This is a genomic window from Microcystis viridis FACHB-1342 (assembly GCF_014698335.1).
GTDB classification, from domain to species: domain Bacteria; phylum Cyanobacteriota; class Cyanobacteriia; order Cyanobacteriales; family Microcystaceae; genus Microcystis; species Microcystis ichthyoblabe_A.
The window spans coordinates 1-15,404 of the sequence record NZ_JACJSV010000068.1; the positions used below are offsets into that span (position 1 = coordinate 1).

General features: G+C 44.7%; 14 protein-coding genes. 7 read left to right on the plus strand and 7 right to left on the minus strand.

Annotation, left to right across the window (positions count from 1 at the left end; all coding sequences use genetic code 11):
* Positions 1 to 1,236: 1,236 nt before the first annotated feature.
* The gene (gene hflX / locus H6G40_RS18480) at positions 1,237 to 2,940 is read right to left on the minus strand and encodes a GTPase HflX (RefSeq protein ID WP_002731943.1); all 1,704 of its coding nucleotides are present in this window, start codon (positions 2,938 to 2,940) and stop codon (positions 1,237 to 1,239) included.
* 333 nt (positions 2,941 to 3,273) lie between these two features.
* Here hflX and H6G40_RS18485 point away from each other — a divergent pair, with 333 nt between their 5' ends.
* Positions 3,274 to 3,498, plus strand: coding sequence for a PH domain-containing protein (locus H6G40_RS18485; protein WP_002732487.1), 225 nt, complete (start codon positions 3,274 to 3,276; stop codon positions 3,496 to 3,498).
* 351 nt (positions 3,499 to 3,849) lie between these two features.
* Entirely contained in the window at positions 3,850 to 4,506 is a 657-nt protein-coding gene (locus H6G40_RS18490) for a Uma2 family endonuclease (protein WP_002733369.1), read from the plus strand.
* Positions 4,507 to 4,545: 39 nt separating this feature from the next.
* Here H6G40_RS18490 and H6G40_RS18495 read toward each other — a convergent pair whose 3' ends face one another.
* Positions 4,546 to 5,085, minus strand: coding sequence for a PEP-CTERM sorting domain-containing protein (locus H6G40_RS18495; protein WP_002734099.1), 540 nt, complete (start codon positions 5,083 to 5,085; stop codon positions 4,546 to 4,548).
* A gap of 271 nt (positions 5,086 to 5,356) precedes the next feature.
* Here H6G40_RS18495 and H6G40_RS18500 point away from each other — a divergent pair, with 271 nt between their 5' ends.
* On the plus strand, positions 5,357 to 6,034 hold the full coding sequence (locus H6G40_RS18500) for a Uma2 family endonuclease (RefSeq protein WP_190538131.1): 678 nt from the start codon (positions 5,357 to 5,359) through the stop codon (positions 6,032 to 6,034).
* A 6-nt stretch (positions 6,035 to 6,040) separates the two neighbouring features.
* Here the strand turns inward: H6G40_RS18500 and rpsF are convergent, their stop codons facing one another.
* Positions 6,041 to 6,430 (minus strand): 30S ribosomal protein S6, encoded by a 390-nt coding sequence (rpsF, locus tag H6G40_RS18505; protein ID WP_002733521.1) that lies wholly within the window; start codon positions 6,428 to 6,430, stop codon positions 6,041 to 6,043.
* A 145-nt stretch (positions 6,431 to 6,575) separates the two neighbouring features.
* Between rpsF and H6G40_RS18510 the strand changes: the two genes are divergently transcribed.
* The gene (locus H6G40_RS18510; protein WP_130757122.1) at positions 6,576 to 7,358 is read left to right on the plus strand and encodes a fumarylacetoacetate hydrolase family protein; all 783 of its coding nucleotides are present in this window, start codon (positions 6,576 to 6,578) and stop codon (positions 7,356 to 7,358) included.
* On the opposite strand, the gene tpiA is transcribed toward H6G40_RS18510, so the two are convergent.
* The gene (gene tpiA / locus H6G40_RS18515) at positions 7,355 to 8,080 is read right to left on the minus strand and encodes a triose-phosphate isomerase (protein WP_016515627.1); all 726 of its coding nucleotides are present in this window, start codon (positions 8,078 to 8,080) and stop codon (positions 7,355 to 7,357) included. The genes H6G40_RS18510 and tpiA overlap by 4 nt on opposite strands.
* A gap of 377 nt (positions 8,081 to 8,457) precedes the next feature.
* On the opposite strand from tpiA, the gene H6G40_RS18520 reads away from it, so the two are divergent.
* The gene (locus H6G40_RS18520; protein ID WP_002734995.1) at positions 8,458 to 9,222 is read left to right on the plus strand and encodes a metallophosphoesterase family protein; all 765 of its coding nucleotides are present in this window, start codon (positions 8,458 to 8,460) and stop codon (positions 9,220 to 9,222) included.
* Here the strand turns inward: H6G40_RS18520 and H6G40_RS18525 are convergent.
* From H6G40_RS18525 to pgl, 3 genes are all read right to left on the minus strand, one after another.
* Complete coding sequence (locus H6G40_RS18525; RefSeq protein ID WP_069475429.1) at positions 9,141 to 10,388, minus strand: site-2 protease family protein; 1,248 nt, start codon at positions 10,386 to 10,388, stop codon at positions 9,141 to 9,143. The two genes, H6G40_RS18520 and H6G40_RS18525, sit on opposite strands and share 82 nt — an antisense overlap.
* Positions 10,389 to 10,500: 112 nt before the next feature.
* A complete protein-coding gene (locus H6G40_RS18530) occupies positions 10,501 to 11,133 on the minus strand; it encodes an FHA domain-containing protein (protein ID WP_002732187.1) in 633 nt (210 codons plus the stop codon).
* Between the two features lie 139 nt (positions 11,134 to 11,272).
* Complete coding sequence (pgl, locus tag H6G40_RS18535) at positions 11,273 to 11,995, minus strand: 6-phosphogluconolactonase (protein ID WP_002733040.1); 723 nt, start codon at positions 11,993 to 11,995, stop codon at positions 11,273 to 11,275.
* Between the two features lie 394 nt (positions 11,996 to 12,389).
* Here pgl and H6G40_RS18540 point away from each other — a divergent pair, with 394 nt between their 5' ends.
* On the plus strand, positions 12,390 to 13,181 hold the full coding sequence (locus H6G40_RS18540) for an HpsJ family protein (RefSeq protein WP_069475430.1): 792 nt from the start codon (positions 12,390 to 12,392) through the stop codon (positions 13,179 to 13,181).
* Between the two features lie 525 nt (positions 13,182 to 13,706).
* Positions 13,707 to 14,438, plus strand: a complete 732-nt coding sequence (locus H6G40_RS18545) for an undecaprenyl-phosphate galactose phosphotransferase family protein (protein WP_002752714.1) — start codon at positions 13,707 to 13,709, stop codon at positions 14,436 to 14,438.
* Positions 14,439 to 15,404: the final 966 nt, after the last annotated feature.

Here is a 15,404-nt window from a genome sequence, read left to right on the forward strand (position 1 = left end):
TCTGATAAGTTTTGATAATCCATAATTTTGCTAATAAACATAGCAAAATTATAGATGATTTCCTGACCTAAGATCACATTTTATTCTTTTTTCCACTTCAATCTAAGAATTGAGAAAAAAGCAAAACCTTACATTATACCATAAAAAAATTATGCAAGAGGTCTAAAGGAAATAAGTGAAGAGTTAAGGTCATCAGCGTGTAGATTGTTAATCGAAATTCTAGCCATTGAAATTGTCCTCTTAATCAAAGAAAAAGTAGTTAACTTGAGATTGAGTTTACCTTACTCACCTATTTTTATATAATGCTTTTTAAAGCAGATGGCAACCCTCTTGAAGGATTATTTTTGAACATAAATAAGGAAATAAAGCAGAGCCTTAGATATGGCGTTCTGAGGCAGAGCATTGGAGCAAGAGTTATTAATCTCTCCCTGAACAGTTACCTAAAAATATCTGTAATTGGTGATTGCTTTTCCTAGAAAAGCAATCACTTTTTACTTAAATTTCAACTTTAGTTACCTTCGTAATCTTACCGTTCTTGTCGTACTCCGTTATTGTGATTGTTATTCCGCCCATGATATTTCGGTAATCGTATTCTGTAATATCTTGAACTTTATCTTATTCTGAATTGACAAGAACCAAATCAGTAATTTGAAGTTGGGACATTGGAATTATACTCCTAATTAAGAAAAAAGTAGTTGGCTTGAGATTGGGTTTACCTCACTCATCTGTTCCTAGATTAATCGCTCTCCCAGCAGATGACAACCCCCTGGAAGGATGATTTTTGAACATAATTCTAGTATTTTATGTTCAATTTTCAAGGACAGTCCCCAACGAGAAAATAAGGGTTTCCTGTTATTTCGCCAGCAACTTTGAGATGAAAACTGAGTTTTGCCCCCTAAATCCTGAACATAAATCAACTATTTATGTGTTTCCATTCAATTAATTTCTAAGCGCGAGACCACGGTGCGCCCCTACCATTGGCGCGATAATATGATTGTAGGGGCGAATTGCATTCGCCCTCTTCAAAAACCTGGTATTTTTATTGGCGATCGCAAAGCTCTTATTCATCGGCCCGCGTCCTGTAGGGGCGAAGCATTCGGGCATAAGGGACTTGCGCTTTGATAATGTACCTTTTGGGCGAACGCAGTTCGCCCCTAGATTGTGGACAAAATCCGTTACTGTAGGGGCGCAAGGAACCTGCGCCCTCCGAGCGCTCAGGTTTGCTGATCACCCTAATTAAGCGATTAAATCGATTAACTTTTGTTTTAAAGTTTCCAATCCGAGGCGACGAATAGCCGAGATAAAAACAGCTTGGGGATATTTTTCCTTAGCTATTTCCAAATCGTCGCTTTTTACCTGATCCAACTTATTAAACACCATTAACATCGGACCGGTTTGAATCGGCATCTCCGAGAGGATTTTTAACACCGAGGCAATCTGACTTTCCCAAGCTGGATGGGAGAGATCCACCAGATGGAGTAATGCCTCTGCTTCCGTTACTTCCTCTAAAGTTGCCCGAAAAGCATCCACCAGCGAGGGGGGTAATTCGTGGATAAAACCCACCGTATCGGTTAGTAACAGGGTGTGAGAGACCTGGGTGAGGGGATCGGTAATAGTTAAGCGTCGGGTGGTGGGATCGAGGGTAGCAAACAGTTGATCGGCGGTATAAACTTCGGCAGCGGTGAGAGCATTAATTAAAGTAGATTTTCCCGCATTGGTGTAACCGATGATCGCCACACTGGCTACATCTTGTTTTTGCCGTTGTTTGCGTAAACGGGAACGATGAGCTTGCAGTTGATCCACCTCATCCTGGAGACGGGATAAACGACGTTGAATAGTTCGGCGTTCTGTTTCTAATTTTGTCTCCCCCGGTCCGCGAGTGCCAATTCCTCCCCCTAATCTCGACATGGCTAATCCGCGCCCGGTGAGACGCGGTAAAGTGTATTCTAATTGGGCTAATTCTACCTGTAGTTTACCCGCTTGCGATTGGGCCCGTTGGGCGAAAATGTCCAGGATAACCTCGGTGCGATCGACCACTCTCACCCCGATTTGGTTCTCTAGATTGCGAATTTGGGCGGGAGAAAGGTCGCGATTGAATACAACTAAATTAGCCCCCGAAGTTTGCACCTGTAGGGCGATTTCTGCCACTTTTCCCGAACCGATCACAGTTTGAGGATGGGGATGATCCCGTTTTTGTCGGGTGACTTGCAAAACTTTACCCCCGGCGGTATCAACTAAACGTTCTAATTCGCTTAAACCGTCCTCAAACTGGCGATCGCTCATATTGTCGGTCATTAAACCAACCAATAGCACCCGATCTTCGGCTGTATCAACGGTTATAGCGGTAAATTCTCGCTGAAACTCCGCCTCTAGTCCTTCCACTAACTCTAAAAAGTCCTGTTTGCTTAAATCCTCTAGATTTAAGGGCGGGGAGACAGACCAGTATATATTACTATTGACATTTGTTTGACTTTGTGGTATGAGATGCGCCAGATAGACTTGCTCCACATAACCGGTCGCCCCACCACCGCGACGGATCATGCCTGTGCCAGTTAGGGTTAAGATCACCAGTGCGTCTAATCTTTGCAAAGCCATGGCGGTTAGACTGGATTCTTTTGGCGGTTCTTGCTTGAGTTCCGTGGCGATGCAACGAATTCCGCAAAGACGTTCGGAACCGTAGCGGGGTAGTTCCAAGAGAGAAAATTGCGTTTGTCGGGGGGTTCCCACTCCCACTCGAATTACCTGGCCGCGACGGTTGATATAGGTGCAGAGGGGTTGATGGATATCGGTACTGATGGCCGCCAGTCTTTGGGCGAATTCTGGGGTGGTGAGGGTATCAATAGGCAAGCGTTCATGGTACAGCCTTTGTAGCTGTTTCATCTGACTAGCTTTTAGTCCCTGGGTATTGCCGAAGATGGTATCGATAGGCTTTCCTCGCAATTAGGATTTTATCTATATATTGTAGCGATTTTGACACTCGCTGCTCTTTCCTTTTTTGGCACGTCGCCAATGAGAACAGACAAGTCTGGGCATTTTCAGGAACAGGGAATAGACAGTGCTTCCTTCTCCAGCAAACCCAGGATATGAATCTTTATTAGCGAAAAATATGGCAAAATTTTCCACCGTCGTCAAGGATTTTTACATTTCATATTTTGCAATTTTTATAGCCAAACTCAAGTATTTACTCAATAGTAACCTTTCCTTATATTAATAAAGCAAGAATAACAAAAAGGGAGAAAATAAAAAATACAAGCATTAAAGAAACTCCCTTAGATGAATAATAACATTCTGGAACTTCAAAAATTTAGAACAGAGACCTATAACTTGATTGGACGTGCCAAAGATGCAACTTTTGAGTTAATGGACGCAGTTTTAACCACAAAAACAGCATACTGTTGGGCAGATTTTTCTCTTTCTCCTCTTAAAAAATGTGGTTCTGCCTCAACCGTAATAGATATTCCCCTAGAGGTATATCTATTAACCATTGATTTTACTTAATCTTACCATTGACTTTAATAAATCTTAAAAATACTCTAAGTTACTTATAAAAATAAAGGTACGTTAGCGACAGCGTAACACGCCCTACTTATACAACTTTTGCCAGAGGTCTAAGGCAAAGTCGTCCTAATACTAAATCTGGTTATTAAAGACTGATTATTTATTCCCCTTTTTGCCGTTCGGCTCAGCTCACGGCCGAAGCCTTTTGCCTGAGCAGAAAACGGGTTTCTCGGAGAAACCCGTTTTCTGTGCGTTACTCAACGGATTTAGTATAAAAGGAGAGGGTTTCAAACCGAGGATTTGCGATGATACAATAAAGCTAGGCCAAAATGCGATCGCAAGAGATAAAGCATGGTTCAAGCACCCATCGAACCCCAACTTTTCTATCCTGACTCCGACGGTAAACCTATGGCCGACAACACAGTTCAATATCGCTGGATTGTTCGCTTGGTTGCCAATCTCAGGTATTTATTTAAAGAGCAAACCGTCTTTGTCGCTGGAGATTTGCTCTGGTATCCCCAGCAGGTAACTGTACCACCCGCTCCCCGTCAAGCTCCCGATGCCATGGTAGTTTTCGGCCGTCCACCGGGTGAGCGCGGCAGCTATAAACAATGGGAAGAAGACAATATTGCTCCCCAGGTAGTGTTTGAAATCCTCTCCCCTAACAATAGTGCTAGGGAAATGCTCAAAAAGCAGTCTTTCTATCGGGAGCATGGGGTATTAGAAATGTTTTTCTATGACCCAGACTCCCATGATTTCTGGGGATTGGTGCGGGCCAATCAGCAAGAGGATTTTTTCCCAGTAACGGCCTTGAATTTTCCTTGGACTTCCCCAATCCTAGGGATTCGGTTTGAGATGTTTGAAGAGGGTTTAGAGGTCTTTTATCCCGATGGGGAACGATTTAAAGACCCTGAAACCCTCTTTGAGGAGCGCAACCAAGCACAACAAGAACGCGATCGCGCTTTTGCCCGATTACGGGAATTGGGCATTGACCCGACACAGTTGTGACTATAATTAATCTTCAGCGGAGATACCGTCATCTTCCACCTATTTATTCTTTGATCGAGCTAACTTCCGCTTCGAGAAAGCCCCAAATCCGACTGCCGTTCCTGCAACGAGAATAGCCAGAGAGCTTGAGGGTTCGGGGATGGGAATAGGTTGTTGGACGGTGGCTGTTAGGGTACTCTGTGCTACAAGGATAAAAGAACCAAAAATAAAGCTGGGATTGCCTACAACTTGCCCAGCATTGCCCGATGCGAAACTAACCGAGGGACCAGATAGTCCCCACTCTTGACCTGTAGTAGAAATGTTTGATCCACCAACTAAAAATTGTCCTGTCGTGGTATTGAAGTTAAAGTTGAATGTTCCTCCTTGGCTGGGCTGCCAAGTCCCCAGAGAAGTTGTATTTTGGAAGACTTCCATCATGAAAAAGTCAAGTTGACCGCCCGTGATCGGCCCTGTTCCAATCAAGGAGTCATTGTAACCAAACATCCCTGTCAATTTATAGCCATTAGCTCCCGTCCAAGAAATGTTAAAAGAAATGGCTTGAGCAGCTTCAACCGAGAGGGCGAGACTGATAAGTGCCACCCCCCCCCGATGGAGTTTTTGATAAGTTTTGCTAATACCATGACTAAATGCCTCCTAAAAAATGGCGTTGCAGTCGCGAGCTTAGCATTTTTGTCTGTAGATGTCAAGCTCTTGCCGTTAAATTTATCAAATCTTAACAATACTCTAAGTTACTTATACAACTTTGGCAGGAGGTCTAAGGCAAAGCCGTCCTAAAAGGACGGGGTTTCAATCCGAGGATTTGCGATGATACAATAAAGCTAGGCCAAAATGCGATCGCAAGAGATAAAGCATGGTTCAAGCACCCATCGAACCCCAACTTTTCTATCCTGACTCCGACGGTAAACCCATGGCCGACAACACAGTTCAATATCGCTGGATTGTTCGCTTGGTTGCCAATCTCAAGTATTTATTTAAAGGGCAAACCGTCTTTGTTGCCGGAGATTTGCTCTGGTATCCCCAGCAGGTAACTGTACCCCCCGCTCCCCGTCAAGCTCCCGATGCCATGGTAGTTTTCGGCCGTCCACCGGGTGAGCGCGGCAGCTATAAACAATGGGAAGAAGACAATATTGCCCCCCAAGTAGTGTTTGAAATCCTCTCTCCGAGCAATAGTGCCAGGGAAATGCTCAAAAAGCAGTCTTTCTATCGGGAGTATGGGGTATTAGAAATGTTTTTCTATGACCCAGACTCCCATGATTTCTGGGGATTGGTGCGGGCCAATCAGCAAGAGGATTTTTTCCAGGTAACGGCCTTGAATTTTCCTTGGACTTCCCCAATACTAGGGATTCGGTTTGAGATGTTTGAAGAGGGTTTAGAGGTCTTTTATCCCGATGGGGAACGATTTAAAGACCCTGAAACCCTCTTTGAGGAGCGCAACCAAGCACAACAAGAACGCGACCAAGCACAACAAGAACGCGATCGCGCTTTTGCCCGATTACGCGAATTGGGCATTGACCCGACACAGTTGTGACTATAATTAATCTTCAGCGGAGATGCCGTCCTCTTCCACCACCGCTTCGGTGATAGGAGAGGGGGGAATTTCCGTTAAGGGAGATAAATCCGCAGGGGGGGGCATCACGCGATCGAGTTTTAGGGTTAAATAACGAATAACCTCATCACTTAAACGCATGGCCCGTTCCATGGGGGCGACTTGTTTGCCGCTGGCCTGATAATTCATCTGCACATAGACACCATCATTGAGTTTTTTGATGGGATAGGCCAGACGTTTTTTACCCCACACCTTAACCTCAATGTCTGTGGCGCTGTGTTCGGTAATCAGAGTCCGATAACGTTCCACTTGTTGCTGAACGACTTCTTCCCCTAAATCGGGACGGAGAATGTAAAGAGTTTCGTAGTTATTGCTCATCTCAGAATCCTTATGGACTAGAAGGCTTCTTTGTCAAGGCCAGGAGTTAATTGATTTTCATAACTCTCTAGCTTTTAATAAAGAAGCAAGGATATATGATCATACTACTATCCGAGAGTCGATCGCTAGTCATTCCCAGAAAAATATGGCGCAACGCTATGTACGAGTGAAACATCGTCAAGGACAAATCTTCTACGGACTGTTACAGCTAAACCGTAGCGTTGCTGTCTTTGATGCCCCTCCCTGGCAAGGAGGGCAACTAACCAAGCTAGAATTAGAACCTGATAGCTACCAACTATTAGCCCCCTGTTTCCCGTCGAAAATTATTGCCGTGGGCAAAAATTACCGCGCCCACGCCGCCGAGATGGGAACACCTGTACCGGAAGAACCGCTTTTATTTCTCAAGCCACCGACGACAATTATCGCCGACGGTGAAACAATTTTTTATCCGCCCCAATCGGAAAGAGTAGATTATGAGGGAGAATTAGCATTAATTATCGGAGAAACCGCCAAAAACTGCACCACAGCCCAAGCCAGAAGCAAAATCTGGGGTTATACTATTGCTAACGATGTCACCGCTAGGGATTTACAGAAAAAAGATAGCCAATGGACGCGGGCGAAAGGATTTGACAGTTTTTGTCCCCTCGGCCCCTGGATTGTCCGGGAACTGAGTATCGGGGCGCAATTAACCACTTTTCTCAATGATGGCAGCGAACCCAAACAAAGCAGTTATCTGAGTGATATGGTCTTTCCCCCCGATGTCTTGGTGGCTTATATCTCCCAAGTGATGACCCTGCTGCCGGGGGATGTGATTTTAACGGGAACTCCCGAAGGAATCGGACCGCTGCAGGTGGGGGATAAGGTTCGGGTGGAAATAGAAGGCATCGGGGTTTTGGAAAATCGCGTCATGGCAGCAGAAATCAATTAACGATAATTAACAATCCTAGCGAATACGGTGGGGTCTAGACTCGCCCCACCGACTAAAGCCCCGTTTATCTGCGATTGAGCCATAATTTCATCGATATTATCGGGTTTTACCGAACCACCGTACTGAATGGTTACGTCGGGATTGTCTAATTGTTGTCGAATCAAACCGATAACGCGGTTCGCTTCCTCGCTTTCGCAGGTTTCCCCCGTGCCAATCGCCCAGATGGGTTCGTAGGCGATAACGAGGTTTTTTTGGTCAACATTGACTAAACCCCCTTGAATTTGCTTGATAATTACCTTTTCCGTTTCTCCAGCATCTCTTTGGGCTTTACTTTCTCCCACACAGATAATCGGGATTAAACCTTGTTTTTGGGCAGATATGACCCTTAAATTGACGGTTTCATCGGTTTCGCCGAAATATTGCCGGCGTTCACTGTGACCGATAACCACATAGTGAACCCCAATTTCGGTTAACATATCCGCCGAGATTTCGCCCGTATAAGCCCCCGATTTTTCCCAGTGGACATTTTGCGCCCCCAAGCGAATACGACCGCCGTGGAGGGTTTTAGAGAGGACAGCTAAAGCTGTGAAAGGGGCGCAAAGAACCACTTCTCGGTCGTCGGGGGTTTCATCTAGATGGGATTTAAAATCTTGCAAAAACTCCAAAGCTTCTCTCTGGGTTTTGTGCATTTTCCAGTTACCTGCAATAACAACTTTCGGCACAGCTTAATTAATTTAGTAGATTTGATAATTTATGGTACATTTTACTGTAAGCCTTTTTGTTACCCTAAGCAAGATCACCGATAATCGCTGTCTGTCGTGAACAGATTTCTTTAATACTTTTACCTGTACCTAGGGTTTGCTGAATAAATCTAAAAACTTTGTTTGATAAGGCTTTTAGACTTTTTTGACCTCAAAAAGTGCCTACCATTGGAGGGATCGGGGGTAAAATTCCTGGACTTTTTCCCTGAAAATTAGGTAACTGACCACCTCAAAATCGGTAAAACCCTACACCCTACACCCCACACCCCACACCCTGCCCCCACGAAAAACTTTTTGCCGCAAACCCTACCTATGCCCTAATCCCCTACTAAATCCTCATGCGAACCTTAGCGATCGGCGATATTCATGGTTGCTCGAAAGCTCTAGATCACTTACTAGAGATTGTCAACCCCAAACCGCAAGATACTTTAATCACCCTCGGTGATTACGTTAATAAGGGCAGAGACTCGAAAGGGGTGATCGATCGCCTGATTTCCCTACACAAACAGGGAAATTTGATTCCCCTCAAGGGTAATCACGAGATTATCATGCTGCAAGCCCGTCATAACCCCCTTAAACAGCGTCTCTGGTTAGAAAAAGGCGGTAAAGCCACCCTCAAATCCTATAGCGAAGGCCACCTGATTAAAATTCCCGAATCCCACTGGGATTTTTTAGGAAAAGTCTGTATAAATAGCTACGAAACTGCAAATCATTTATTTGTTCACGCTAGTCTCGATCCCCATCTACCCCTAGCCAGACAACCAGAATACAAGCTCTTTTGGGAGAAATTTCAATATCCCGCCGCCCATAGTTCGGGAAAAACCATGATTTGCGGCCATACCAGCCAAAAAAGCGGGAAACCGATTAATCTCGGCCATGCCATTTGTATTGATACTTGGGCTTACGGCAGAGGTTGGTTAAGTTGTTTAGATGTGGAAACGGGTAAATTGTGGCAGACTAACCAGCGAGGAAATTTTCGCATTAGCCATATTCAAGATTATTATCGTTCATCCTCTCTACGTCAGGACATTAAGGACGGTTCGCCGATTTTTGGCCGTTCACTCTTGTCAAGAGCGGCAGCAATGACATTTAAGGGCAAATAACTGGGGTAAACTCCCTCGCGAGCGCGTTTAATATCCGTTTCCTCTAGGGGAAGTTGGTATTTTATCGCAATTGCCTTGAGGATATCGCCGCGATCGATTACTCCCGCTACGGCGGAGGCCGGTGTTAACACCGTGAGCATTGGGTCCTGGATGGTTTCCAATTTCTGCACCACCGTCACTAAGGGGGTTTTTTCCTCAACAGTGGCAATTTCCGTGAGGGGATGGGCAATATCAAGCAGTTGTTTTTCTGACCAGAAACTGCGCTCGATCGCCTGTAAATCTGCCACCCGAATTAATCCCCGATAACGTCCCTCGGAAGCGGCAAAATAAGCAGTATTGGCAGCCGCTCGGTCTAAAACGTATTCTTGGGCGAATTCCTCTAGGGTTTGATGGGCGTTTAAAACCCGCAAATTTCTGCTCATCACCTCTCCCGCTTGCAAATTGAGGAGACTTTCCTGTAAATTAGTTAAATTATCGTAGGCGCGGGCATTTCTGAGGATAAACCAGCCCATTAATCCTAACCAAGCACCCCCCACATCTGCCGTCAAGAGAACCAAGAAAATCCCTAAAATAATCCCTAACCAACCGATGAATTGACCACTGATCGCAGCCCAATGTAAACCTTTCCAGCGATCGCCAGTCGCTTGCCAGACCATTGCTTTTAAAATTTGACCCCCATCGAGGGGTAAACCGGGGATAAGATTAAATAGAGCCAAAAACAGGTTAATTATCGCTAAATGCCCGGATATATAAGTTAAATTGGCGTTTAAATAGGGTAAGTGACTGGCTAGGGATAAGAGACAAAACAGGAGAAAACTAACGGCGGGTCCAGCGATCGCTACTTGCATGGCCTCGGGAGGAGTCCGAGATTCTCGATCGATCGAGGCCATACCCCCAAAAAGAAACAGGGTAATGGAATTGACCTGGATGCCTTGGGAGCGAGCCATGAAACTATGACCTAATTCGTGGAGTAAAACCGAGATAAATAGCAATAAAGCCATGATTAAACCAAGTAACCACGCTAAAACAGCACTATGGGCGGCCAGAGACTGAATTTCTGCATCGGTGGCATTGATCAAGGTGACAAAAGCCAGAATCAAAAACCACGAGGAATCAATATAGAGAGGAATGCCCAATAAAGAGCCGATTCGCCAATTTGTACGCATAATTTTCAGTGGGGAAATGGGGAAGTGGGGAAGTGGGGAAGTGGGGAAGTGGGAAGTGGGGAATTTAGCTGAAATTTCCCCATCACCCTAAATCCCTAACCCCTAACCTTTTTTAAGACATTTGGAAAATAAAAGTCATTTTGTCGCCTTTACCGAGGGAAATGCGATCGCCTGCCCGAAGACGATGACGATTGCCGGGGGGTAGGGGAGTGTGATTAACGTAGGTTCCGTTAGCGCTGCCGCTGTCTTCAAGATAATAGATTCCCCCTTCAACGCGGATATCGCCATGAACCCGGGAGACGATGTCAGAATCGGGAAAACCGGAAACATCGATATCGGGGGGAATGCGATCATTAGGTTTGCCGATATGAATTACCGATAGATGTAGGGGTAATTCAATTTTGCTATCGGTTTGCAGGTGCTGCAAACTAGCCATTTCCGTCTGTAAGCGGGTGGCAGCGGGAACCGGTGGGGGGGCAACAGGAGGAGGTGCGATCGAGGCGACAGTGGGTGTCGAGACTGGTGAGACGGGTTCAGGTTCCGATTCCGATTCGGCCTCGGCTGCCACCATGGGAACGGAATTAGGCTGTAAATTGTAGCCACACTGACCGCAAAAGGTGGCATCAGTTTGGATGGTTGCCCCACAACTAGGACAGGAAGACATCCGCGGCAAGGGAGTGTAACAGGCCTCGCATTGACTGGCCTCATCGGGGTTAGTATGTTCGCAATTAGGACAAACGATCATTTTTAAGGAAAAAGTAAAAAGTAAAAAGTAAAAAGTAAAAAAGCAGATTAGGGGTTGGGGTGTTGGGGTTTTAGGGTGTTGGGGTGTTGGGGTTTTAGTTGAATTACCCCATTTCCCTATTCCCCTATTCCCCTATTCTCTAGACAAAAGAGGAACCAGCGGCCGCATCGAGCAACCAATATAATTCCCCAGCCGGGGGGTGGATGAGACGGGAAGGATAGGAGAAAGAGTCACCATAGGCAGAGAAAATCTGATGTAGAGCGGGGCGTTTACTTTCGCCGGCAGCGATAAAGATCACACAACGGGCCTGATTGATCAGGGGAACGGTAAAAGTCAAGCGGGGATTGCCGTCTTTCTCGCCGACGGTGATACAGCGATCGCTCACCGTTAAAGCTGCCGTGTGGGGAAAGAGAGAGGCGGTGTGACCATCATCGCCCATTCCCAATAAAATCAGGTCAAAAACGGGAAAATCGGGAGAATTGACCCCAAACCATTGGCGGAGATGATCATCGTATTTTTGGGCAGCCAGGTGGGGATCGGGTTCATCCGTGGGCATGGGATGAATATTAGCGGCTGGGATCGGTATGCGATCGAGCCATGCTAACCGGGCCATGCGTTGATTACTGTCAGGATGATCGGGACTAACGTAGCGCTCATCTCCCCAGAAAACGTGAATTTTTGACCAGTCGAGGGGTTGAGAGGATAAAGCCTCGTAGAGAGGTTTCGGGGTACTACCGCCGGACAGAGCGATGGTAAAATAGTCCTGTTGGTCGAGGCTGGTTGTGATTTTTTCCAGAACCAGCGCCAGAGATTTTGCGATCAGAGCTTGTTTATCGGCTAAAACTTCCACCAATTTCTGCATGGGTTTTGTTATCAACTCAGGGGGGCTGTCTTTACTATAGGCTAACCATTGAGGACTCATCTGAGAGCTTGGGAAAATTTTATTCTTTGACAGTCTCTGTCTTAGGGAAGAGATCTGGGGAAAACCCAGTCTGAGAGCTTGGGAAAATTTTATTCTTTGACAGGGATAGGTTTACCGATGCCATATTGAGGTAATATTTCTAGAGTCGATTCTCGAAAGAGGTTGACAAGCAGAACGATTTAGCGTAGGGTTTAGCGGGAGGTTGAGCAAAAGTTAATTAGAAAATTGCAGTTTGTCAGATTGCCTCTCGGCAAAATCCTTCTGGGAACCCCCAGCGAGAACTTTTAAACAGACTAATGAATCTATTCATTGACATACCATTACAGAAACAGCGATGAACAGTTTTACTTCTTTGTCCCTGAAATTAACGGGATTGGTTTTCATTCTTTCCTTCCTTTTGGATGCGTTTATCCTGCCGCTGCCCTATCAATTCAGTCAATCCCAATGGCAGGTAGGGTTCGTCACCACCTTTGTCGATCGAGGAATTGTTCCTCTTCTGGGTATCGTTCTCGTTTTAATCGCTTACTGGATTGACGATAACAATAAAAATTTCACTACTAGGAAATACCACTTTGAATTGCGTTGGCCGATCTTTATTCTTTCCACACTGTTAGGCTTAGTTTTTCTGTTGATGATTCCTGTTCATATCAATAATATCAACCAGATTAAAAACGACGCTTTGACTCAAATTGAACAGGGTGTTGACCAAGGGGAGGGACAAATTCAAGCTTTCTTAGCCCAGTTAAATACTCTATCGCAAAATCCCCAACTATTAGACCAGCAGATCTCTCAGAGAACTCAAGTGATTGAAACTGGTCGTGTCCAAGGACAACCGATCAGCACAGAACAGTTACAAACCCTTCGCCAACAAAGAGAGCAATTAACTAATTTACGCGATTTATCCAAAAGCCCGAGGGAATTTAAACAGCGATTAGATGAGATCAAAAATCAGCTACAAACTCAGCTGCAAGAGCGGCGAAAACAGGCAGAAAGCCAAGCTAACTTGGAGGCTTTGAAACAGTGGTTAAGAATTGGTAATCAAAGCATGTTGCTATCGATTTGCTATAGTTTGATCGGTTGGTTAGGCATTCGAGAACTAAGTAGTATGAAACAACCCATAGCCTAAGTAGGGGATTTATCTTAAATGATGAAGTCTAAAGTTTTCGTTTTCGGGAGCCAAAATTCGGGCTTCGGCCAGGAGCTCAGCGTTCGACAAAAGCTCACGCCGAGTTCCGAATGGACTCAGCAGACGAGCGCGGACAACAGCATACTTAATCCTTAGGATCAAATCTGTAACTACTTAGATATTCAGCCACAAAGGGTATCATTTGCCGATGCTCTTTTTTTTATTAAACCTCTTGCATAATTAATTTTTGCTGATTCAAAAGCGTCCTACAATACTAAATCCTGTTTGAAAGGCATAGGGGAGCAGGGAGTGGGGATAAGGGAGAATAAATAAAAATAATCTCCTGACTACTGACTGCCGACTGCTGACTCCACCAAGAAACTTTTTCAGTAAACCCTAATTAGAGATTTTTTAGTACAAAGGCTCTAGAATGGCCCGTGCCAGTTATTGACCCGAAGACTTGTTTTTTCAGTCTTGTGGCTTTATCATGGGTACTGTGTGGTGTGTGTGATGTGAAGGAGTAAGATGACTGCTAATAGCCAACTTATCTCCGTCAAGGCTCTACAAGCTTTGATGAAGCGAGGGTTCAAACCTTCGGTCTCTGGTAGACGGCATCAAAAATCTTGGTTAATAGCTTTAGACGGCGATACCTCAAAACGATTATTCGATATCGTTTTCTCCCTATCGGTTCTAATTTTCTTTTCGCCGCTTTATTTGATCTTAGCCTTATTGATCGCGATTAGTTCCCCCGGTCCGGTCTTCTATATGCAGAAGCGCGTCGGTCAAAACTTCCAGCATTTCAACTGTATCAAGTTCCGTACTATGGTAATGGACGCGGATAAGGTGTTAGAGAGACTGATGGAAGACTCCCCCCAACTGCGGGCGGAATTCGAGGATAATTTCAAGCTCAAGGACGATCCCCGCATAACTTGGATTGGCAAGTTTCTCCGCTTAACCAGTTTGGACGAGTTTCCCCAATTCTGGAACGTCCTGCGAGGAGATATGAGCGTCGTCGGTCCGCGGCCTTTAGTTCCCGAAGAATTGCAGAAATATGGCAATCGCATCGACAAGGTCTTAACTATTCGCCCCGGTTTAACTGGTTTATGGCAAGTTTCTGGACGTAATGACATCCCCTATCCCATGCGGGTGCAGATGGATGTGTATTACGTTAATTCGCGTAACTGGTTAACCGATATCTGGGTAATCTTCAGAACTATCGGTGTTGTGGTTTTTCCCAAAAATAACGGTGCTTACTAAAGCGGTGAATAGTAGTTCAAGATTACTGGCTACTGTTCCAATGTAATTAATCGCTAGACTGGAGGAGAGAAAGGCAGAACTTGCTTTTTTCTCCTCTTTTTTTGAGAAGAAATATTATGATATAGCGTTTTTCAGTCTGCTGAGGTACAAAAGTTATGGCTTTTAGGCAAAAGGCAAGAGGCAAAAGGGAAGAAAATAGGTGTACCTCACTAGCTTAGGAAACGCTATAGTAATTAGGGCTTGCTAGATAATGGTAGAACCCTTTTAAAATAAGACTTTTGACCTTTTAAGAGCCGATGTTAGTGCCAGAAAATAGATTGAGACCTTCAAAAACCTTGCATTATCCTTCTTGTGGTACGCAAACTGGTAAAAAAAGGAGGGCAACAAAGCCTTAAACTGCTGCCTTCTGCCTGACCCCATCCTAGGCCTTTTTCAGCAAACCCTACTTAGCTGTTATCTTAAGGGTGAGGTACGAAATTTCTGATTTTAGGAAACACGGGAACCAGAGATGATTCTAAATCTCGTCATTTCGTCCTTACCACAATTTAGGCATTTTGTCAAAAAAATTTTGACTTTGCAACAAAACTACACAAAAATTAGATCAACGTTGTTAGGGAAAAAAGGGATAATTGGCGAAAGTGTTTGGTTTGGCTAAAAGGGAAAGTCTAGATTTAGCAATGGTTTCAAGGCAAGCTAGACCTTTAAAAGTCCAAAAAAGACCACAAAAACCCACCATAGCATAATGCAAAATTATACCAGAATCGCTGGAAGTATTGCTATCTCGTAAATAAATAGAAATTATTCTCAATAAATTCTTGAGTAAAAATAAATATTACCAATTGTAAATTTAAATATTTTTAAGTATTGAAGGTGTTTGTATATAAAATACTTATCATTTTGCCCCGATTGCCTCTAACTTTTCCCTCCCCACAGCAATCACCGGGTAAGTAGAAAATTTCTCATTCT

Coding starts and splice junctions, on each gene's coding strand:
- H6G40_RS18485 (WP_002732487.1), top strand. CDS start 3,274: ATGAATAATAACATTCTGGAACTTCAAAAATTTAGAACAGAGACCTAT.
- H6G40_RS18490 (WP_002733369.1), top strand. CDS start 3,850: ATGGTTCAAGCACCCATCGAACCCCAACTTTTCTATCCTGACTCCGAC.
- H6G40_RS18500 (WP_190538131.1), top strand. CDS start 5,357: ATGGTTCAAGCACCCATCGAACCCCAACTTTTCTATCCTGACTCCGAC.
- rpsF (WP_002733521.1), bottom strand. CDS start 6,430: ATGAGCAATAACTACGAAACTCTTTACATTCTCCGTCCCGATTTAGGG.
- H6G40_RS18510 (WP_130757122.1), top strand. CDS start 6,576: ATGGCGCAACGCTATGTACGAGTGAAACATCGTCAAGGACAAATCTTC.
- H6G40_RS18520 (WP_002734995.1), top strand. CDS start 8,458: ATGCGAACCTTAGCGATCGGCGATATTCATGGTTGCTCGAAAGCTCTA.
- H6G40_RS18525 (WP_069475429.1), bottom strand. CDS start 10,388: ATGCGTACAAATTGGCGAATCGGCTCTTTATTGGGCATTCCTCTCTAT.
- H6G40_RS18530 (WP_002732187.1), bottom strand. CDS start 11,133: ATGATCGTTTGTCCTAATTGCGAACATACTAACCCCGATGAGGCCAGT.
- pgl (WP_002733040.1), bottom strand. CDS start 11,995: ATGCAGAAATTGGTGGAAGTTTTAGCCGATAAACAAGCTCTGATCGCA.
- H6G40_RS18540 (WP_069475430.1), top strand. CDS start 12,390: ATGAACAGTTTTACTTCTTTGTCCCTGAAATTAACGGGATTGGTTTTC.
- H6G40_RS18545 (WP_002752714.1), top strand. CDS start 13,707: ATGACTGCTAATAGCCAACTTATCTCCGTCAAGGCTCTACAAGCTTTG.